The sequence below is a fragment of the Polaromonas sp. CF318 genome (assembly GCF_000282655.1).
Classification (GTDB): domain Bacteria; phylum Pseudomonadota; class Gammaproteobacteria; order Burkholderiales; family Burkholderiaceae_C; genus Polaromonas.
In genome coordinates, this window is the sequence record NZ_AKIV01000039.1 from 1 (window position 1) to 19160 (window position 19160).

The 19160-nt window shown below is 63.7% G+C and carries 17 protein-coding genes and 1 pseudogene; 11 read left to right on the forward strand and 7 right to left on the reverse strand.

The genetic code is table 11. The features are described 5' to 3' along the window. Together PMI15_RS04805 and PMI15_RS04810 are read left to right on the forward strand one after the other, a co-directional pair. A pseudogene (locus PMI15_RS04805) lies at positions 1-695 on the forward strand (mannitol dehydrogenase family protein); the annotation flags it as partial. Between the two features lie 22 nt (positions 696-717). Beyond that, positions 718-1473, forward strand: a complete 756-nt coding sequence (locus tag PMI15_RS04810; RefSeq protein WP_007864533.1) for an SDR family NAD(P)-dependent oxidoreductase — start codon at positions 718-720, stop codon at positions 1471-1473. On the opposite strand, the gene PMI15_RS04815 is transcribed toward PMI15_RS04810, so the two are convergent. The 7 genes from PMI15_RS04815 to PMI15_RS04845 all read right to left on the reverse strand — a co-directional run bounded on the left by PMI15_RS04815 (position 1470) and on the right by PMI15_RS04845 (position 9145). Next, the gene (locus PMI15_RS04815; protein ID WP_007864534.1) at positions 1470-2525 is read right to left on the reverse strand and encodes a malate/lactate/ureidoglycolate dehydrogenase; all 1056 of its coding nucleotides are present in this window, start codon (positions 2523-2525) and stop codon (positions 1470-1472) included. The genes PMI15_RS04810 and PMI15_RS04815 overlap by 4 nt on opposite strands. A 25-nt stretch (positions 2526-2550) precedes the next feature. Beyond that, entirely contained in the window at positions 2551-4086 is a 1536-nt protein-coding gene (locus PMI15_RS04820; protein WP_007864535.1) for a UxaA family hydrolase, read from the reverse strand. Between the two features lie 49 nt (positions 4087-4135). Beyond that, entirely contained in the window at positions 4136-5530 is a 1395-nt protein-coding gene (locus PMI15_RS04825) for a TRAP transporter large permease (protein WP_007864536.1), read from the reverse strand. 21 nt (positions 5531-5551) lie between these two features. Further along, a complete protein-coding gene (locus PMI15_RS04830) occupies positions 5552-6106 on the reverse strand; it encodes a TRAP transporter small permease (RefSeq protein WP_007864537.1) in 555 nt (184 codons plus the stop codon). 148 nt (positions 6107-6254) lie between these two features. After that, the gene (locus PMI15_RS04835) at positions 6255-7259 is read right to left on the reverse strand and encodes a sialic acid TRAP transporter substrate-binding protein SiaP (RefSeq protein ID WP_007864538.1); all 1005 of its coding nucleotides are present in this window, start codon (positions 7257-7259) and stop codon (positions 6255-6257) included. Positions 7260-7364: 105 nt separating this feature from the next. Beyond that, on the reverse strand, positions 7365-8330 hold the full coding sequence (locus PMI15_RS04840) for a tripartite tricarboxylate transporter substrate binding protein (protein WP_007864539.1): 966 nt from the start codon (positions 8328-8330) through the stop codon (positions 7365-7367). A gap of 74 nt (positions 8331-8404) precedes the next feature. Then, a complete protein-coding gene (locus tag PMI15_RS04845; RefSeq protein WP_007864541.1) occupies positions 8405-9145 on the reverse strand; it encodes a FadR/GntR family transcriptional regulator in 741 nt (246 codons plus the stop codon). A gap of 137 nt (positions 9146-9282) precedes the next feature. On the opposite strand from PMI15_RS04845, the gene PMI15_RS04850 reads away from it, so the two are divergent. The 9 genes from PMI15_RS04850 (at position 9283) to PMI15_RS04890 (ending at position 19141) form a co-directional block, all read left to right on the forward strand. Then, on the forward strand, positions 9283-10017 hold the full coding sequence (locus PMI15_RS04850; RefSeq protein WP_007864542.1) for an SDR family oxidoreductase: 735 nt from the start codon (positions 9283-9285) through the stop codon (positions 10015-10017). Continuing rightward, positions 10014-10760, forward strand: a complete 747-nt coding sequence (locus PMI15_RS04855; RefSeq protein ID WP_007864544.1) for an SDR family NAD(P)-dependent oxidoreductase — start codon at positions 10014-10016, stop codon at positions 10758-10760. The genes PMI15_RS04850 and PMI15_RS04855 overlap by 4 nt, the downstream gene beginning before the upstream one ends. A 174-nt stretch (positions 10761-10934) precedes the next feature. Next, a complete protein-coding gene (locus tag PMI15_RS04860; protein ID WP_007864546.1) occupies positions 10935-11789 on the forward strand; it encodes a fumarylacetoacetate hydrolase family protein in 855 nt (284 codons plus the stop codon). Between the two features lie 501 nt (positions 11790-12290). Continuing rightward, a complete protein-coding gene (locus PMI15_RS04865; protein ID WP_007864547.1) occupies positions 12291-13028 on the forward strand; it encodes a TetR/AcrR family transcriptional regulator in 738 nt (245 codons plus the stop codon). A 20-nt stretch (positions 13029-13048) separates the two neighbouring features. After that, complete coding sequence (locus PMI15_RS04870; protein WP_007864549.1) at positions 13049-14845, forward strand: acyl-CoA dehydrogenase C-terminal domain-containing protein; 1797 nt, start codon at positions 13049-13051, stop codon at positions 14843-14845. A gap of 29 nt (positions 14846-14874) precedes the next feature. Further along, complete coding sequence (locus PMI15_RS04875) at positions 14875-15309, forward strand: DUF2147 domain-containing protein (RefSeq protein WP_007864551.1); 435 nt, start codon at positions 14875-14877, stop codon at positions 15307-15309. A gap of 24 nt (positions 15310-15333) precedes the next feature. Continuing rightward, positions 15334-16218: an alpha/beta hydrolase gene (locus PMI15_RS04880; RefSeq protein WP_007864554.1), complete on the forward strand. Its 885-nt coding sequence runs from the start codon at positions 15334-15336 to the stop codon at positions 16216-16218. 2 nt (positions 16219-16220) lie between these two features. Continuing rightward, a complete protein-coding gene (locus tag PMI15_RS04885) occupies positions 16221-18635 on the forward strand; it encodes a 3-hydroxyacyl-CoA dehydrogenase/enoyl-CoA hydratase family protein (RefSeq protein WP_007864557.1) in 2415 nt (804 codons plus the stop codon). Next, positions 18635-19141, forward strand: a complete 507-nt coding sequence (locus tag PMI15_RS04890) for a DUF4442 domain-containing protein (protein ID WP_007864559.1) — start codon at positions 18635-18637, stop codon at positions 19139-19141. Before PMI15_RS04885 ends, PMI15_RS04890 begins: the two co-directional genes overlap by 1 nt. Positions 19142-19160 lie beyond the last annotated feature (19 nt).

Sequence of the window (19160 nt, forward strand, 5' to 3'; positions counted from 1 at the left end):
TTGGGCCCCCAGCCGATGGCGCGGCGCTGGCGGCCGCGGGCGTGCAAGTGGTTGAAGACGTCAAACCTTTTGAAGAAGCCAAGCTGCGCATGCTCAATGGCAGCCACACCGCCATCGCCCTGCTGGGCGCCGTCATGGGCCTGCCCACGGTGGCCGATTGCGTGGCCCACGCCGACATACGCTGGTTTGTGCACCACCTGATGACGGACACCGTGATGCCGCATCTGCAGCGCCCCGGCCTGCCGGCCTACCGCGATGCCTTGCTTGCACGCTTTGCCAACCCGGACCTGCACCACAAGGTGCACCAGATCGCCTCGGACAGCTCGCTGAAAATTCCGCTGCGCTGGCTGCCCACGCTGCAGACCCGGCTGGCCGCCGGCGCCGACGTCGAGCCGTTGGCTTTTGGGGCGGCCGTCTGGATGCGCTACCTGCTGGCCGAAGACGAGCAGGGCCGGCCTTATGCGATTTCAGACCCTGCCGGTGAGCGCCTGCAGGCCATCGCGCGGCAGCACCGCGGCGATGCGCCCGGCACGGTGGCGGCTTTGCTGCAACAGCCTGCCATCTGGGGCGAGGTCCTGCGCGACGACCCCCGCTGGGCTTCGCGCGTGGGCTTCTGGCTGGAGCGCATCCAGGCCCTGGGCCTTGGCGCGGCACTGGCGCAATTCAAGGCCGGGAACGGCCCCAAACCTCAATAAAGAACACGGAAACACCTCAAACATGATCCCTAAACATCCCCCCATCCAGGACCAGGTCGCCCTCGTGACCGGCGCCAATGCCGGCATGGGCCTGGCCACCGTACGTGCGCTGCTCGATGCGGGCTACCGCGTCGCGGCAACCGACCTGCGCACCGAAGCCGTCGCCGGCGAACTCGCACAGCACGGCGACCGGCTGGCCTGCTTTGTCATGGATGTGAGTGACTACGCCCAGGTGCAGTCGGCCTGCGACCAAATTGAAAAACACTTCGGCCGCATCGACGTCTGCGTCAACAACGCGGGCTTTTTGCAATATGCCAATTGCGAGCAGACCACGCCCGAGCTCTGGCACAAGACACTGAGGATCAATCTGGACGGCGTGTTCTATGTGAGCCAGCGCGTGGCCCCGGGCATGAAGGCGCGCGGCTTCGGCCGCATCGTCAACATATCGTCTTTTGGCGCGAAAACCGGCGGCCTGTCGCCGCTGCCCGCCTATGCGGCCAGCAAGGGAGGCGTCACCTCCCTGACATTCAGCTTCGCGCGTGAATACGCGCCCTTCGGCGTGACCTGCAATGCGCTGGCCCCGACCTTTGTCAAAACCCAGATGCTGACCGAGCAGGTCAGCGCCGAGCGGCAGGCCGAGCTGCGGCAAAAAATCCCGGTGGGACGCTTTTGTGAGCTCGAGGAACTGGCGCACAGCGTGCTGTTCCTGGCCCATCCTCTGAGCGGCTTCATCACCGGCGAAGTACTCGACCTCAACGGCGGCCTGCAGTTTGACTAAATGCTGAGCCCCACCTTGCCGGCGGCGCCCACGATTTCTTCCCAAGTACTGGCGTCAATGTCTATGCCGTCACGCTCGCGCTCCACGCGCGCGCGGCGCTCGGGCTCGCCGGCAATCTGCACGCCGTGCTCGCCGTCGGCCGGCGGGCTTTTGCGCAGCCACTCGACAAAGGCCAGGGCCTCGGTTTCCATGGCCGATTGCGTGCCCAGCTTGCCCGGGTCTATCAGGATGGTCAGCATGCTGTTGTAGACCGCGCGCACGTTCACCGTCGGGTGGTGCCAGGTGCCGCCGCCGGTCAGCGCGCCGCCCAGCAACTCGCAGGCCACGGCCAGGCCGTAGCCCTTGTGCTCGCCGAAAGGCATGAGCGCGCCGAAAAAACCATTGGCCTGCGGCACCACCACCACGCCGGGGTCGGTGGTCGGCTGGCCGTGCTCGTCGATCAGCAGGCCGGGCTGCACGGCCTTGCCCTGGTTGTGCGCCACGCGCATCTTGCCCTGGGCCACGCGGCTGGTGGCAAAGTCCAGCACAAAGGGAGGGGCGTCCTTGAGCGGCACCCCTACGCAGCAGGGGTTGGTGCCGTAGCGGCCGTCGGCGCCGCCCCAGGGCGCGACCACGGGCCGGGTCATGACGTTGACGAAGTGCAGCGACACCAGGCCTTGTGCCACCGCCATCTCGGCGAAGTGGCCTATGCGCCCCAGGTGGTGCGACTCGGCCAGCGCCAGGATGCAACTGCCTTGTTCCTTGGCGCGGGCCATGCCCAGCAGCATGGCCTGTTCACCGACCACCTGGCCGTAACCGCGCTGGCCGTTGAGGCTGAGCAGCGCGCCGGCGTCGAGCACGGTCTTGACCTGCGCGTTGGGCGTGAGGCCGCCTTCGAGCACCGCGTCCACATAACGCGGCAGCATGCCCACGCCGTGCGAGTCATGGCCGCTGAGGTTGGCCATGACCAGGTTGGAGGCGACTTTGTCGGCTTCCTGCGCCGAGCTGCCGGCGGCGACGAGGATGCGGGCGCAGTGGGCCCGCAGGGCTGAGGCTTGGATGTTCTTTTGCATGGGCCTTGGAAGAGAAGGGTGAGGTTTACATCACGGCGCCGACTTGCCAGGGCACGAATTCGTTCTGGCCGTAGCCGTGTTTTTCGCTTTTGCTGGGCTCGCCCGAGGCCGTGGCCAGCACCATTTCGAAAATGCGCTGCCCCATTTCCTGCACCGACACGCCGCCGTCGATGATCTCGCCGCAGTTGATGTCCATGTCTTCTTCCTGCCGCTGCCACAGCGCCGAGTTGGTGGCCAGCTTGAGCGAAGGCGAGGGCGCGCAACCGTAGGCCGAGCCGCGGCCGGTGGTGAAGCAGATGATGTTGGCGCCGCCGGCCACCTGGCCCGTGGCGCTGACCGGGTCGTAGCCCGGCGTGTCCATGTAGACGAAGCCGTGCGCGCCCACGGGCTCGGCGTATTCGTACACCGCCTCGAGGTTGGAAGTGCCGCCCTTGGCGACCGCGCCCAGCGATTTTTCGAGGATGGTGGTCAGGCCGCCGGCCTTGTTGCCCGGCGAGGGGTTGTTGTTCATCTCGCCTTCGTTGATCTCGGTGTAGTGCTCCCACCACTTGATGCGCGAGATCAGCTTTTCGGCAATCTCGGGCCGCACGGCGCGCCGCGTGAGCAAATGCTCGGCGCCATAGATTTCGGGCGTCTCGCTGAGGATGGCGGTGCCGCCGTGGGCCACCAGCAAGTCCACCGCCGCACCCAGCGCCGGGTTGGCGCTGATGCCCGAATAACCGTCGGAGCCGCCGCACTGCAGGCCTATGGTGATGTGGGCGGCGCTGCAGGGCTCGCGCTTGACGGCGTTGGCCTGCGGCAGCATTTCCTTGATCATGGCAATGCCCTTGGCCACGGTCTTGGCCGTGCCGCCCGTGTCCTGGATGCTGAAGACGCGCAGGGTTTCACCTTCGCGCAGGCTGCCGTGGGCCAGCCAGGCATTGATCTGGTTGGACTCGCAGCCCAGGCCCACCACCAGCACGCCGGCGAAATTGGGATGGGTGGCATAACCCGTCAGCGTGCGCTGCAGGATCTGCAGGCCCAGGCCGTCGGAGTCCATGCCGCAGCCCGTGCCGTGCGTGAGCGCCACCACGCCGTCCACGTTGGGAAAGTCTTTCAGCGCCGAGGGATTGTTCTGCCGCGAAAAATGGTCGGCAATCGCGCGCGCCGCCGTGGCCGAGCAGTTCACGCTGGAGAGGATGCCGATGTAGTTGCGCGTGGCCACGCGGCCGTCGGGCCGCCTGATGCCCTTGAAGGTCGCCTCGCGTTTGGCGGGCGCCGGTTTCACGTCGGCGCCGAAGGCGTAGTCGCGCGCGAAATCGCCTTTGTCGGGCCCCATGTCCAGGTTGTGCGTGTGCACGTGCTCGCCGGGTGCAATCGGCTTGCTCGCAAAGCCGATGATCTGGTTGTAGCGCCGCACCGGCTCGCCCGCGGCCAGCGCGCGCGTGGCGATCTTGTGGCCGGCCGGGATCAGGCCGCGCACGGTGATGTTTTCGACCTGGGTGCCGCCCACCAGCTGGGCGCGGGCAATCAGGACGTCATCGGCGGGGTGGAGGCGAATAAAGGGCGTGGGGGTCGTCATGGAAGTCATCGTGGAAGTGATGGGGCGTTGTATCCCGGTTGTATCGCATTCAGTAAAACATCTTGGGCAACCAGAGTACTGCCTTGGGGAAGTAGGTGATGATGCCCAGGCTCAGCAGCAGCGGCACCAGCCAGGGCAATATGGCCATGGTGGTGCGCTCCACCGAGAGATTGGCCACACGGGCCAGCACGAAGAGCACCATGCCCATGGGCGGGTGCAAAAGGCCGATCATGAGGTTGAGCACCATCACCAGGCCGAAATGCACCGGGTCTATGCCCAGCTGCGCGGTGATGGGCAACAAGATGGGCACCAGGATGGTGATGGCGGCGGTGGGCTCCAGGAAGCAGCCCACAAACAGCATCAGCAGGTTGGCCAACAGCAGGAACACCCAGGGGCTTTGGGTAAAGCCCAGCACCCAGGCGGCGATCGCCGTTGTTACGCCGGTGGCCGTCAGCATCCAGCCGAAGATGGATGCGGCCGCTACGATGAACAGCACGGTGGAGGTGGTCTCGACGGTGTCCAGGCAGACCTTGACGAACATCTTGAACTTCAGCGCCTTGTACCAGAAGAAGCCCAGCACCATGGCCCAGACGCAGGCCGCGATCGCGCCTTCGGTGGGGGTGAACAGGCCTGTGGTCATGCCGCCTATCAGCAGCACCGGCGTCATGATGGGCAGCACGGCCTCGAACTTGAATATCTTGTCGAGAACGAACAGCGCGACCAGCCCGGCAATCACGGTGACCTGGGCGGGCGCACCGGCCTTGGTGATCAGCAGCCATAGCGCCAGCGGCCAGGCCGCCACCACCGCCAGCTCGACCAGGGCCTTGGCCAGCTTGCTGCCCGAGAACTTGATGTCGGCGCCCCATTTGTTCTTGTGGGCGAAATAGGCCACGGTCAGCATCATCAGCACCGCCATCAACAGGCCTGGCAGCAGTCCGGCCAGGAACAAAGCGCCTATCGACACATTGGCCATCATGCCGTAGATCACAAAAGGCAGGCTGGGCGGGATGATGGGGCCCAGCGTGGCCGACGCGGCCGTCACGCCGACCGCGAATTCCGAGGAGTAGCCGTGCTCCTTCATGGCCTTGATCTCGATGGTGCCCAGGCCGGCGGCATCCGCGATCGCCGTGCCGCTCATGCCGGCGAAGATCACCGAGCCCAGCACGTTGACGTGGCCCAGGCCGCCCTTGAGCCAGCCCACCAGCGCCAGCGCGAAGTTGTAGATGCGGGTGGTGATGCCGGCATTGTTCATCAGGTTGCCGGCCAGGATGAAAAAAGGCACGGCCAGCAAGGGGAAGCTGTCTATGCCCGACACCATGCGGTGGATCACCACAAAGGGCGGCAGGTTGCCGGTGACCAGGATGTAGACCAGCGAGGCGCCCGCCATGGCGATGGCGACCGGGATGCCGGCGCCCATGAAGATCAGGAAAAATATTTTGAGCATGATGGTGAGGGGGCTTCGCGTTCAGCGGTCTTGCATGGTGGATTCGGGGCGTTCCAGCACGCTGTAGCCGCGGCGGTAATGAATCAGGGCGACCTGGATGGCGCGCGCCAGCATGGCGGCAAAACCCAGCAGGCACACGCCGTAGACGATGTTCATGGGCAGGTCCACGATGGTCATGCGGGTCTGGTTGCCGATCTTGGCCATCATCTGCACGGTCATGAATACCGCCGCGCCGTAAAAGGCGATGCGTAGCAGGTCCGTGACCGTCGACATGATGCGGCCCATCTTCGCCGGCATATGGCGGTAGAAAAAATCCACCTGGATATGGTTGTTCTTGGCCACGCCTATGGCCGCGCCTATGAACACCACGGCGATCAGCTCATAACGCGCAATCTCCTCGGTCCACGCGGCGGAGTCGTTGAAGACATAGCGTGTGACGAACTGGTACAGCACCGTGGCGCCCAGCAGCCAGAAAAACGCCAGGGCCACCCAGCCCTCGGTCGTGGTGGTGGACAGGTCCACCGCCTCGTCCTCGGTGTGGAATGAACCATCGTCGCTGATGATTTTTTCGGTCATCGTGTCTCCTTCTGCTTCTAGCTGGCCGTGAAGGCATGCAGCAAGCGTAGCGAGCGGCTCGAGGTCGCGCCGAGGACCGGAACCGTACTCAGGTACGGTGAGGACCGCAGGTGCGAGATCGGGCCGCGCAGTAGCTTGATGCGTGCCTTCACTTGAGGTTGATGATGCGGTCGTAATCTGCCTGGCGGTAGCCTTGATCCGCAGGCGAGGTGTTCTTCAGCACCGCCGCGCGGAAGGCGTTCTTGTCGACCGTGATCACGTTGTTGCCCTTCTTTTTGAACTCATCGACCAGCCGGGCCTCGGAGGCGATGATCTCGCGCCCGGTTTTTTCGGCGGCTTCCAGCATCACGTCGCTGAAGATTTTTTTCTCGTCGGCGCTCAGCCTGCCCCAGAGCTGGCCCGAGACCACGGTCAGCAGTGAATCGACGATATGGCCGGTCAGCGAGATGTTCTTTTGCACCTCATAGAACTTTTTGGCTTCTATGGTGGGCAGCGGGTTCTCCTGCGCGTCCACCGTGCCGTTTTGCAGCGCCAGGTAGACCTCGGCAAAGGCAATCGGCGTGGGGTTGGCGCCCAGGGCCTTGGGGAAAGCCATATAAGCCGGCGCGTCGGGCACACGGATCTTCAGGCCCTTCATGTCTTCCGGTTTGGTAATCGGCCGTGCCGCGCTGGAGGTCACATGGCGCGCGCCGTAGTAATTGAGCGCGGTGATGTGGTTGCCGCTTTTCTGGTCGTAGCCGGCGGCCAGTTCCCTGAACACGTCGCTGTTGGCGAACTTGAGCTGGTGCTCGGCATCGCGGAAGATGAAGGGGAAGTAGCCGATGGCCAGCGGCTGGTAGGTGCGGCCGGCAAAACTCGCGCCGGTGAGGATGATGTCCACCGTGCCCAGGGTCAGGCCCTGGTTGATGTCGGCCTCCTTGCCCAGCGTGGAGGCCGGGAACACCTGGATCTCGTACTTGCCGTTGGTACGCTTCTTGATCTCGTCGCCGGCCCAGACCGACCATTTGTGGAAGGGCTCCGAGGTTTCGTAGACGTGCGCCCATTTCAGTTTTGTCTGCGCCGATGCGAGGCCGGAAAAACCCAGGGCGCCCGCCATCAGCGCGCAGGCGGCAATGGCTTTGATGGCGAATCGTTTTTTGTGGAATGCATTCATGGTGTGTCTCCTCGAAGGTGTTCAAAGGGTTTGCTGGCATGAAGGGAAAAACGGGCTGCGCGCCAGCGCGCAGCCCGTGAAGCCGGGGTCTGTTGCCCCGTTGCCTCAGTTCTTCAGGTTGAGCTTGGTCACGAGTTGCTTGAAGGTGTCGTTGTCGTGCACCATCTGCGCCTTGAAAGCGGGGCCGTCGGCATAGGCATAGCCCAGGTTGAGCTTGTCCATGACCTCTTTCATGATGGGCTCGTCGGCGGCCTTTTTGGTCATCGCGCGTATGTAGTCCACCACTTCCGGCGGCGTGCCCTTGGCCACGCCCAGGCCGCGCCAGGTGCCTATGGACAGGTCTATCTTGCGTTCCTTGAGCGTGGGCACGTTCTCAAAACCCTTGACGCGCTGGTCGGCCATCACGCCCAGGATCTTGAGCTTGCCGGCCGCCACGTGCACCGCGACCTCGGCCGGGCTCACGCCCACGGCATCCACATGGCCGCCCAGCAGGGCCAGAACGGCGGGGCCGGCGCCCTGGTAGGGAATGTGGTTGAACCTGGCGCCGGTTTTTTCTTCCAGCGAGGCGGCGGCCAGGTGCCAGATGGAGCCGTTGCCGGCGTTGCCGACCTTCACGTCGCTGCCGGTTTTTTTGGCGGCGACGAGGAAATCCTCAATCGTGTTGTAGGGCGAATCGGCGCGCACCGTGATGGCGGCCGGGTCGGCATTGAGGCGGGCAATCGGAATGAAATCGTCCTGCGTGATCTTGGTGATGCCCATGTGCGGGAGGATGGTCACCTCGACGAAGAGCATGGCGAGCTTGTAGCCGTCGGGTTTGGCGTTCACCACGTCGGCGAGACCAATGGCGCCGCTGGCGCCGGGTTTGTTGTAGACCACCAGCGACTGGGTGGTGTATTTTTTGGCCGCTTCGGCATAGGCGCGCGCCAGCGAATCGGTGCCGCCGCCGGGCTGGAAGGCCACCATCACTTCGATGGGCTTGTTCGGGTAGGGCTGGGCTGCGGCGATGCCGCAAAGGCCGGTGAACAGCAGCAGGGCCGTGGCCAGCCGCTTGGTGGGGGTCAGGATGTTCATGCTTGTCTCGCTTTCTTTTCTTGTAGTGCCAAGTTGCGGTTGAGGGAAATCTCCGGGTGCGGGAATGCTTCTTCTTATTTTTTGGGTGTCTTCTGTTGCTTGGTGCGGCGCCAGCTCACGCTGAAGCGCTTGTGAGACTGGTCCATGTGTTCGTGCATGGCCGCGCGCGCGGCATCGGGGTCGTGGTTGCGCACCGCCTCAAAAATCGCCTGGTGCTCCGTGATGGCCGAGCGCCAGGAATCCACGGTTTCAAAATGGCCGCCCAGGCGTTCGAACAGCGGGCCGCGCCGTGAATCCCAGAAGCGCTGTATGGTTTCGATCAGCACCACGTTGCCGCAGGACTCGACGATGGCGCTGTGGAAAGCGCGGTCGCCATCGAGCGGCAGCACGCCGCGGTCGGCGTCGGCTTGCATGCTGGCGATGGCCTTGGCCATCGCCTCTATGTGTTTGCGCTTGGCCTGGGTGGCGGCCATGGCGGCGACTTCGCCCTCCACCACGCGGCGCGCGCGTATCAGTTCCAGCGGGCCCCACTCGTCGGGCGAAATCTGTGCGGCCCGGCCGTTGCCGGGGCTGGGCGCGCCGCTACGGTCCAGCACATAAACGCCGGAGCCCGTGCGCACCTCGACCCAGCCCTCGACTTCCATCGCGATCAGCGCCTCGCGCACCGAGGGCCGGCTCACGCCCAGCTGCCGCGCCAGGTCGCGCTCGGCCGGCAGGCGCGCGCCCACGGCCCATTCGCCGGCGGAGATCAGCGTGCGCAGCTGCTCGGCGATCTGGCGGTACAGGCGTTGCGGCTCGACGGTCTGCAGGGGCATGGAAGGCGATGCGGAAGGGGTAAAAAAGAAAGAGCGGGCGGCTTAAGGGTTAGCCAGAATTGGACAAGTGGTCAGACCAATTGATAATCCCATGAAACCCCCGGGCCAACATCCGGCAAAACCCTGTAGGAGCATTGATGAGACTTGAAGGAAAGAAAGCCCTGGTCACCGCGGCCGGCCAGGGCATTGGGCGCGCCAGCGCGCTGGCGCTGGCGGCCGAAGGCGCGCAGGTCTGGGCCACCGACCTGAACCCCAAGCTGCTGGAAAGCTACCAGGGCGTGGCCAACATCACCGCGCTGCCGCTGAATGTGCTCGACAAAGCCGCCATCCACAAGCTGGTGGGCGGCCTGCCGGCGCTGGACGTGCTGTTCAACTGCGCGGGCTTTGTGCACGGCGGCAACGCGCTGCAGGCCACCGACGAAGAGCTCGAGTTCGCCTTTCACCTCAATGTGCGCGCGCAGTTCTGGATGATCCAGGCCGTGCTGCCGAAAATGCAGGCCCAAAAACGCGGCAGCATCATCAACATGGCCAGCGTCTGCGGCAGCATCAAGGGCCTGCCCAACCGTTTTATCTACGGCACGACCAAGGCCGCGGTGATTGGCCTCACCAAAAGCGTGGCGGCCGACTTTGTGGCCGACGGCGTGCGCTGCAACGCGATCTGCCCCGGCACCGTCGACACGCCCTCGCTGCAGGACCGCATCAACGCCAACGCCGACCCGGTGGAAGCGCGCAAGGCTTTTATCGCGCGCCAGCCGTTGGGACGCCTAGCCCAGGCGCATGAAATCGCCCCGCTGGTGCTCTTCCTGGCCAGCGACGAATCCGCCTTTGTGACCGGCCAGGCCTACAACATCGACGGCGGCATCACCATATGAACCAGCTCGACCTGAAAGGTCGGCACGCGGTGATCACGGGCGGCGCGGTCGGCCTGGGCTTTGCGGTTGCCAAGCGCATGCTGGCTTCGGGCGGCACCGTCACCTTGTGGGATATCAAGCCCGAGGCGCTGGAGAAAGCGAAATCCGGCCTGGGCGTCGGCGTGCACACCGTGGCGGTTGACGTCGGCAGCCATGCCAGCGTGGTGGAGGCGGTCAAACAGACGCTTGCCCACAACCCGGTGATAGACGCGCTGGTCAATTCGGCCGGCATCACCGGCCCCAACGTCAAGCTCTGGGACTACCCGCCCGAGCAATGGATGCAGGTGCAGCAGGTCAACCTCAACGGCCTGTTCTTCTGCTGCCGCGAAGTCGTGCCGCACATGCGCGCGCGCAACTACGGGCGCATCGTCAACATCGCCTCGGTGGCCGGCAAGGAGGGCAACCCGAACGCCAGCGCCTACAGCGCCAGCAAGGCGGCGGTGATCGCGCTGACCAAGTCGCTGGGCAAGGAGCTTGCCGATACCGGCGTGCGCGTCAACTGCGTCACGCCGGCCGCGGTGAAAACCCCGATTTTTGAGCAGATGACACCCGAGTTCATCCAGTTCATGCTTTCAAAAATCCCCATGGGCCGCTTCGGCACGCCCGATGAGGTGGCTGCCATGGTCAGCTGGCTGTGCACCGAAGATTGTTCTTTCTCGACCGGCGCCGTGTTTGATCTTTCCGGCGGCCGCTCCACCTATTGATGTAATGTCCATAAATCCGATGATTGGGCGCATGGCGGCGTTGCGCGGTGCTCGGAATCCTCATGCACACGAGTGCATTCCGGTTCCTGCGCTCCGGGCGCCTTGCCCTGCATCCCAAGCATCGAATTTCTGAACACCACATCGCCTCATTTGTTATCTCAAGAAAGGAAAACCATGAAACTCGTTCGTTATGGCAACCCCGGCAAGGAAAAACCCGGCCTCATCGATGCCAATGGCAAGCTGCGCGACCTCAGCAGCGTCATCAAGGACATAGGCCCCGACCAGCTCGGCGACGCCGCGCTGGCCAAGCTGGCCAAGCTCAAGACCGACAAGCTGCCGCTGGTCAAGGGCTCGCCGCGCTACGGCAGCCCCATCACCGGCACGCGCAAATTCATCGCCATAGGCCTGAACTACGCCGACCATGCCGCCGAGTCCGGCTTGCCGATTCCGGCCGAACCCGTCGTCTTCATGAAGGCCACCAGTTGCATCCAGGGCCCCAACGACCCCATCATGCTGCCCAAGAACTCGGTCAAGACCGACTGGGAAGTCGAGCTCGGCGTGATCATCGGCAAGCAGGCCCGCTATGTTTCGCAAAAATCGGCGCTGGACCACGTGGCCGGCTACTGCACCATCAACGACGTCAGCGAACGCGAATTCCAGATCGAGCGCGGCGGCACCTGGGACAAGGGCAAGGGCTGCGACACCTTCGGCCCCCTGGGCCCCTGGCTGGTCACGCGCGACGAAGTACCGAACCCGCAAAAACTGTCGATGTGGCTGGAAGTCAACGGCAAGCGCGTGCAAAACGGCTCTACCCGCACCATGATCTTCAGCGTCGCCAAAATCATCAGCTATGTGAGCCAGTTCATGACTCTGGAGCCCGGCGACGTCATCACCACCGGCACGCCGCCCGGCGTAGGCCTGGGCATGAAGCCGCCGGTCTTCCTGAAAAAGGGCGACACGATGTCGCTGGGGATTGAGGGGCTGGGTGAGCAGCACCAGACGGTGGTGCCGTTCAAGCTGGTGAAATAAGGCCTCCTGGGCTTTTGCCAGAAAACTGCGGCTGACCTTTAAATGTATGAGATGCGGCCACTTAGCCCAGGTTCACCGAAAAGGACGGAGCCTGCGCATGTGCGGACAAATTCATATCCGCAGATGACGCAGATTTACGCAGATAAAGACAAAAGCGATGCAAGTCGTATGGCCGCCCATGGAGACAGTGTGAAGTCTTAAACACAGAACTCTTTGTCTTCAATCTGTGTAAATCTGCGTCATCTGCGGATAAATTCTTATTTCGCAGATGACACGGGGGCGCCAATTAAAAGGCCCTTCGTGGCGTTGCAAAGTCTTACGGAACTCACCCAGCCTGCGTTTTGCGCCTCACTCATGGCATTTTTGCCTCGCAACGTATCCCGTACAAGGGTTAACCCGTGTCAGTCCTAGGCCGAATGCCCTAGAAATTTCTGTGGCCTTTGCGTGGTCATCAAAGTGTTGCAAAATAGAACGACCGTTCGTTTTATTTTGTAGCGCCCCATGCCTGTCACAGAACTCCCCGCCAAAGCCTCCCGCGCCCCCGTTGCGGGCAGCGCCGTGGCCAAAAGCCAGCAAAAAGGCCAGCAGACCAAGGCGGCCATTGTGGACGCGGCCCTCGGCCTGGCCACGCAAATCGGCCTGGAGGGCCTGAGCATAGGCGCGCTGGCCGAGGTCATGCGCATGAGCAAGTCCGGCGTGTTCGCCCATTTCGGCTCGCGCGAGGAACTGCAGATCTCGGTGATCCGCGAATACCACGTGCGTTTCGAGGAAGAAGTCTTCTTCCCGGCCCTGCAGCAACCGCGCGGCCTGCCGCGCCTGGCGGCGCTGTTCCACAACTGGATGAAGCGCACCTCGCTGGAGATCGATTCGGGCTGCCTTTACATCAGCGGCGCCGTTGAGTTTGACGACAGGCCCGGCCCGGTGCGTGATGCGCTCGCGGGCTCGGTGCGCACCTGGCTGGCGGCCATGTACCGCGCGGTGGTGCAGGCCAAGGAGGCCGGCCATCTGCGCCCTGATGCCGATGAACACCAGATGGCGTTTGAGATCCACGGCCTGATCCTGGCTTTGCATTACGAGGCCCGTTTCCTGAAGACGCCGGGCTCCATGGACCGCGCCAACACCGGCTTCGCCAACATCCTGGCGCGCTACGGCGCCGAGGCAGCCCCTTCCAGTTCCTCAACCTCTTTCGCTTTGCCCAAGAAAGCTTCGGGCAAAGCCTCCTCTTCCAAACCGGTTTAACGCTAAAGGACCTACCGACCATGCCCCAGTACAGCCCCCCCTTGCGCGATATGCAATTCGTCATGCACGAAGTGCTCAAGGTCACCGATGAATTCAAGGCCATCCCCAAGCATGCGGAGGTCGATGCGGACACCATCAACGCGGTGCTCGAGGAAGCCGGCAAGTTCGCCGCCGAAGTGACTTTCCCGCTGAACATCAGCGGCGACGAAGAGGGCTGCAAGCTCGACAAGACCACGCACGAAGTCACGCCGCCCAAGGGTTTCAAGGAAGCCTACGCCAAATACGTTGAAGGCGGCTGGGCCGCGCTGAGCTGCGACCCGGAATATGGCGGCCAGGGCCTGCCTTTTGTGGTGAACCAGTGCCTGTACGAGATGCTGAACTCGGCCAACCAGGCCTGGACCATGTACCCGGGCCTGTCGCACGGTGCTTACGAAGCCCTGCACGCCCACGGCACCGAGGAGCAGAAAAAACTTTACCTGCCCAAGCTGACCAGCGGTGAATGGACCGGCACCATGTGCCTGACCGAGCCGCACTGCGGCACCGACCTGGGCCTGCTGCGCACCAAGGCCGAGCCGCAGCCCGACGGCACTTACCGCCTGACCGGCAACAAGATATTCATCAGCGCCGGTGAACACGACATGGCCGCCAACATCGTGCACCTGGTGCTGGCCCGCCTGCCGGACGCGCCCCAGGGCAGCAAGGGCATCAGCCTGTTCGCCGTGCCCAAGTTCAACGTCGGCAAGGACGGCACCATCGGTTCGCGCAACGACATCTACTGCGGCGGCCTGGAGCACAAGATGGGCATACACGGCAACGCCACCGCGCAGATGGTGCTGGAAGGCGCCGTCGGCACCATGGTGGGTGCGCCCAACAAGGGCCTGGCCGCGATGTTCGTGATGATGAACGCCGCCCGCCTGGGCGTGGGCAACCAGTCGCTGGGCCTGACCGAAGTGGCTTACCAGAACGCGCTGGCCTACGCCAAGGACCGCATCCAGATGCGCTCCCTGTCCGGCGTCAAGGCCAAGGACAAGCCGGCCGATCCCATCATCGTGCACCCCGACGTGCGCAAGATGCTGCTGACCGCCAAGGCCTACGCCGAAGGCGGCCGGGCGCTGGCGATCTACTGCACGCTGCTGCTCGACAAGGAACTGAACCACCCCGACGAAAAGGTGCGCAAGGACTCCGGCGAAATCGTCGCGCTGCTGACACCTATCGTTAAGGCCTTCCTGACCGACAACGGCCACATCGCCACCAATGCCTGCATGCAGGTCTTCGGCGGCCACGGCTTCATCAAGGAATGGGGCATGGAGCAGTTCGTGCGCGACAACCGCATCAACATGATTTACGAAGGCACCAACACCATCCAGTCGCTGGACCTGCTGGGCCGCAAGATCCTGGGCAACAACGGCGCCACGCTGAAGAAATTCGGCAAGGTGATCGCCGCGCTGATCGCCGAGGAAGGCGTCAACGAGAAGATGGCCGAGTTCATCAACCCGCTGGCCTACCTGGCCGACCAGATGACCAAGTTCACGACTGAGCTGGGCTTCAAGGGTTTCCAGAATCCCGACGAAGTGGGCGCTGCCGCCGTCGACTACCTGCGCGTGGCCGGTCACCTGGTGTTCGGTTATTTCTGGGCCTTGATGGCGCAGACCGCTTTGCGCGAAATCGCCGCCGGCAACACCGACAAGTTCTACGTCGCCAAGCTGCAGACCGCGCGGTTTTATTTCGCCAAGCTGTTCCCCGAAACCGCGACGCTGATGCGCACGGCGCGCGCCGGCAGCAAGTCGCTGATGGAAACCGACGAAGCGCTGGCTTGATTCTCTTGAACAGATCGATGGGAGAGACCATGAAAAGAAAGTTGTTGATGATCGTTCTGGGCCTGATGGCCATCCCGGCCTTGGCCCAGAACACGCCAGTGGGTCTGTGGCGCGGCTTCGACGAAAAAACCGGCGATCCCAAATTCGAGGTCCGTATCACTGAAGCCGGCGGTGTGCTGAACGGCAAAGTCGAAAAGCGCATGTCCCCCGGCGTCAAGCCCGACGACGTCTGCACCGAATGCACCGATGACCGCAAGGACAAACCCCGGCTGGGCCTTGAAATCATTCGCGGCGCCAAGAAGTCGCCCGACGGCGACGTCTGGGAAGGCGGCAAGATCCTGGATCCGGACAGCGGAAAAAGCTATTCCCTCAAGATGACCCCGATTGAAGGCGGCAAGAAGATGGAAGTCCGCGGATCCATAGGCCCTTTCGGCCGCACCCAGACCTGGACCCGTTTGCAATGAGTGCCACAAAAGCGAGAGGCTGCCATGGGTGAAGCAATTTCCCGTCTGCGTTCGCTGTCCTTTGGTGATGCTGCAAGCACCCGGCCGGCCGCGCGCCGCTGGTATGGGCATTACCTGCTCAAGAAGCCGTTTTTTGGCCGCTTCATGAAACCCTGGCGCTGGCCCGCCGACGTGCCGCAAGAAGGCTGGGAGCGGGTGCGCATCATCAGCCGCAGCACCAGCCGGCTCGAGGCCATCGTCGCGCGCACGCCGCTGCCTCCGCGCGGTGTGGTGGTCTGCGCCCATCCCATGGGTTTTGCCTGCAAAGGTTTCTGGCTGCGCCACGGCCATGCCCAGGCACTGCTCGATGCGGGTTTTCATGTGGTGGCGTTCGACTTCAACGGTTTCGGTGAAAGCCCGTCGACCAATTTCGATTACCCCGGTGACGTGATAGCGGTGGGCTCCTGGGCGCGTGGCGCTTTTGCCGGGCTGCCGGTGCATGCGCTGACGGCGTCTTTCGGCGCGATCAACACGCTGAGCGCGATCGACGAGGTGGAGTTCCCTTACGACAAAGTGGTGGCTGAAGCTTGCGCGCCTTCGCTGCCCGATTTCTGGAAAGCTTATCCTTTTGCCCATGCTGTGCTCAACATCAGCCGGCGCATTAACCCGCAAGGCGAGCTGCGCCTGCGGCCCACCCATCACCTTGCCAATATGCGCGACGTGGATGTGTTGCTGATCCATAGCCGGGGCGACCGCTGGACGCCAGCGCATTTCGGCGACGCCCTGCAGCAGGCCGCTTCGAGGCCCGAGCGCATCCAGCGCGTGATCCTCGACAAGGCCGACCATACCCATGGCATGCGCGATGAACCGCAGCGCTACTGGAGCGCGGTGCTCGAATTTTTCAACCAGTCTTCCCCAACAAGGTCTTAACCATGTCACGATTCCAAGTCAAAAAAGTCGCCGTGCTCGGCGCCGGCGTCATGGGCGCGCAGATCGCCGCCCACCTGGTCAACGTCAAGGTGCCGGTGGTGCTGTTCGACCTGCCCGCCAAGGAAGGCCCGAAGAACGGCATCGTCATCAAGGCGGTCGAAGGCCTCAAGAAACTCAAGCCGGCCCCGCTGGGCGTGCCCGAGGACGCGGCGCTGATCCAGCAGGCCAACTATGAAGAGAACATGGAGCTGCTGCGCGAATGCGACCTCGTCATCGAGGCGATCGCCGAGCGCATGGACTGGAAGACCGATCTGTACCACAAGATCGCGCCCTTTATCGCCGACGGCGCCATCGTCGCCAGCAACACCTCGGGCCTGTCCATCACCAAGCTCAGCGAGGCGCTGCCCGAATCCATCAAGCCGCGATTTTGCGGCATTCACTTCTTCAACCCGCCGCGCTACATGACGCTGGTCGAGCTGATCAACACGCCGACCACCGAACCCAAGGTGCTGGACGACCTGGAAGCCTTCGTCACCAGCGCGCTCGGCAAGGGCGTGATACGCGCCCACGACACACCCAACTTCATCGCCAATCGCGTGGGCATCGCCAGCATGCTGGCCACCATCAAGGAAGCCGAAGCCTTCAAGCTGACCTACGACGTGGTCGACGACCTGACCGGCAAGAAGCTGGGCCGCGCGAGTTCGGGCACCTTCCGCACCGCCGACGTGGTGGGCCTGGACACCATGGCCCACGTCATCAAGACGCTGCAGGACAACCTCGGCCCCGGCAAAGTCGAAGACCCGTTTTCCGACATCTACGGCACGCCGCCGGTGCTGGCCAAGCTGCTGGAATCCAAAAGCCTGGGCCAGAAGACCGGCGCGGGTTTTTACAAAAAGCAGGGTCGTGACATCCTGCGCCTGGACCCGGAAAGCATGGACTACGTGCCGGCCGGTGCCAAGGCCAATGAGGTCGTGGGCCGTATGCTCAAAAAGCCCGCGGGCGAGCGCCTGAAGCTCTTGCGCGAAGCCGAGGGTGCCGAAGCCCGCTTCCTCTGGGCCATACTGCGCGACCAGTTCCATTACGCCGCCGTGCACCTCGAAAGCATTGCCGAAACAGCGCGCGACATCGACTTCGCGATGCGCTGGGGCTTTGGTTCCAAGCAGGGCCCCTTCGAGCTCTGGCAGCAGGCCGGCTGGAAGCAGGTCGCCACCTGGATCCAGGAAGACATTGATGCCGGCAAGGCGCTGTCCAAGGCGCCGCTGCCCGAGTGGGTGTTCAAGGGCCCGGTGGCCGAGGCCGGCGGCGTGCACACGCCAGAAGGCTCCTGGAGCGCTTCGGCTAAAAAATTCATCCCGCGCCGCAAGCTGCCGGTGTACGAACGCCAGTTCTTCCCCGAGGACGTGTTGGGCTCGAATGCGCCCTCGTTCGAGACGGCCGGCACCACCCTGCATGAAGACGACGCGATCCGCCTCTGGACGCTGGGCGGCGCGAATGACGACGTGCTGATCGCCAGCATCAAGACCAAGATGCACGCCATCAGCCCCGACGTGGCCGAGGGCCTGGCCATGGGCGTGGACCTGGCCGAGAAAAGCTACAAGGGTATGGTGATCTGGTCCAACGACGAGATGTTCTCGGCCGGCGCCGACCTGCAGGCCATGCTGCCCGCCTTCATGATGGGCGGCGCCAAGGCAATTGAAGGGGCCGAGGCCGAACTGCAGAACGTGATGCTCAAGCTGCGCTACGCGGCCGTGCCCGTGGTGTCGGCGATTCGCGGCATCGCACTGGGCGGCGGCTGTGAAATGGCGGTCCACTCGGCCAAACGTGTGGCCGCGATGGAAAGCTACATCGGCCTGGTGGAGGTCGGCGTGGGCCTGGTGCCCGGCGCGGGCGGCCTGGCTTACATCGCGCGCCGCGCCGCCGAGAACGCCAGCACCTCGACCAACAAGGACATCCTGCCTTTCCTGACCGAAGGTTTTACGGCCGCGGCCATGGCCAAGGTCGGCACCAGCGCGATTGAAAGCCGCAAGATCGGCTACTTGCTCGACAGCGACGTGATCGTGCCCAACAAGGATGAGCTGTTGTTCGTCGCGCTCAACGAGGCGCGCGCGCTGTTCAACTCGGGCTACCGCGCGCCGCACAAGCGCCAGTTCCCGGTGGTGGGCCGCAACGGCCTGGCCACCATCAAGGGCCAGCTCGTCAATATGCGCGATGGCGGCTTCATCAGCGCCCACGACTTCCACATCGCCGGCCTGATCGCGGGTGTGGTCTGCGGCGGCGACGTGGATGCCGGCACCTTGGTGACCGAGGAGTATTTGATGACGCTGGAGCGCAAGGCCTTCTGCTCGCTGCTCGAACACCCGAAAACGCAGGAACGGATCATGGGAATGATGAGCACCGGAAAACCGGTTCGCAACTGATGAGCGATTACTCACCCAACCGCCTGGCGCGGCAACTGCAGCGGCTCGATGAAGTGCCGGCTTTTGCCCGCCCCTGGTTTCGCAGCGTGGTGCTGCGCCGCGCCGTGCCGTTTACAGGCACCGCCGGCCTGGACTTCCTCGAAATGGGAACGGGCCGCGTCGAGATCGGCATCAGGAATGAGAAGAAGGTGCAGAACCACATAGGCGGCGTGCATGCCTCGGCCATGAACCTGCTGGCGGAGACCGCCACCGGCATGGTGGTGGGCATGAATGTGCGCGACGACTGCATCCCGCTGGCCAAGGAACTCAAGATGGCGTTCAAAAAGCGCGCCACCGGCGCCCTGCGCGCCGTGGCCACGCTGAGCGACGAGCAGCGCGCGGCCATGCAGGCCAGCGACAAGGGTGAAGTCAAGGTATCGGTCACCGTGACCGATGAGGCCGGTGTGAACCCGGTGGAATGCGAATTTGTCTGGGCCTGGATTCCCTCCGGCCCGCGGAAAAGTTAACCGAGAAATTGAAGGAAAC

Bases quoted from the DNA above. Each gene is read 5' to 3' on its own strand.
- PMI15_RS04810 (WP_007864533.1), top strand. From the start codon at position 718: ATGATCCCTAAACATCCCCCCATCCAGGACCAGGTCGCCCTCGTGACC.
- PMI15_RS04815 (WP_007864534.1), bottom strand. From the start codon at position 2,525: ATGCAAAAGAACATCCAAGCCTCAGCCCTGCGGGCCCACTGCGCCCGC.
- PMI15_RS04820 (WP_007864535.1), bottom strand. From the start codon at position 4,086: ATGACGACCCCCACGCCCTTTATTCGCCTCCACCCCGCCGATGACGTC.
- PMI15_RS04825 (WP_007864536.1), bottom strand. From the start codon at position 5,530: ATGCTCAAAATATTTTTCCTGATCTTCATGGGCGCCGGCATCCCGGTC.
- PMI15_RS04830 (WP_007864537.1), bottom strand. From the start codon at position 6,106: ATGACCGAAAAAATCATCAGCGACGATGGTTCATTCCACACCGAGGAC.
- PMI15_RS04835 (WP_007864538.1), bottom strand. From the start codon at position 7,259: ATGAATGCATTCCACAAAAAACGATTCGCCATCAAAGCCATTGCCGCC.
- PMI15_RS04840 (WP_007864539.1), bottom strand. From the start codon at position 8,330: ATGAACATCCTGACCCCCACCAAGCGGCTGGCCACGGCCCTGCTGCTG.
- PMI15_RS04845 (WP_007864541.1), bottom strand. From the start codon at position 9,145: ATGCCCCTGCAGACCGTCGAGCCGCAACGCCTGTACCGCCAGATCGCC.
- PMI15_RS04850 (WP_007864542.1), top strand. From the start codon at position 9,283: ATGAGACTTGAAGGAAAGAAAGCCCTGGTCACCGCGGCCGGCCAGGGC.
- PMI15_RS04855 (WP_007864544.1), top strand. From the start codon at position 10,014: ATGAACCAGCTCGACCTGAAAGGTCGGCACGCGGTGATCACGGGCGGC.
- PMI15_RS04860 (WP_007864546.1), top strand. From the start codon at position 10,935: ATGAAACTCGTTCGTTATGGCAACCCCGGCAAGGAAAAACCCGGCCTC.
- PMI15_RS04865 (WP_007864547.1), top strand. From the start codon at position 12,291: ATGCCTGTCACAGAACTCCCCGCCAAAGCCTCCCGCGCCCCCGTTGCG.
- PMI15_RS04870 (WP_007864549.1), top strand. From the start codon at position 13,049: ATGCCCCAGTACAGCCCCCCCTTGCGCGATATGCAATTCGTCATGCAC.
- PMI15_RS04875 (WP_007864551.1), top strand. From the start codon at position 14,875: ATGAAAAGAAAGTTGTTGATGATCGTTCTGGGCCTGATGGCCATCCCG.
- PMI15_RS04880 (WP_007864554.1), top strand. From the start codon at position 15,334: ATGGGTGAAGCAATTTCCCGTCTGCGTTCGCTGTCCTTTGGTGATGCT.
- PMI15_RS04885 (WP_007864557.1), top strand. From the start codon at position 16,221: ATGTCACGATTCCAAGTCAAAAAAGTCGCCGTGCTCGGCGCCGGCGTC.
- PMI15_RS04890 (WP_007864559.1), top strand. From the start codon at position 18,635: ATGAGCGATTACTCACCCAACCGCCTGGCGCGGCAACTGCAGCGGCTC.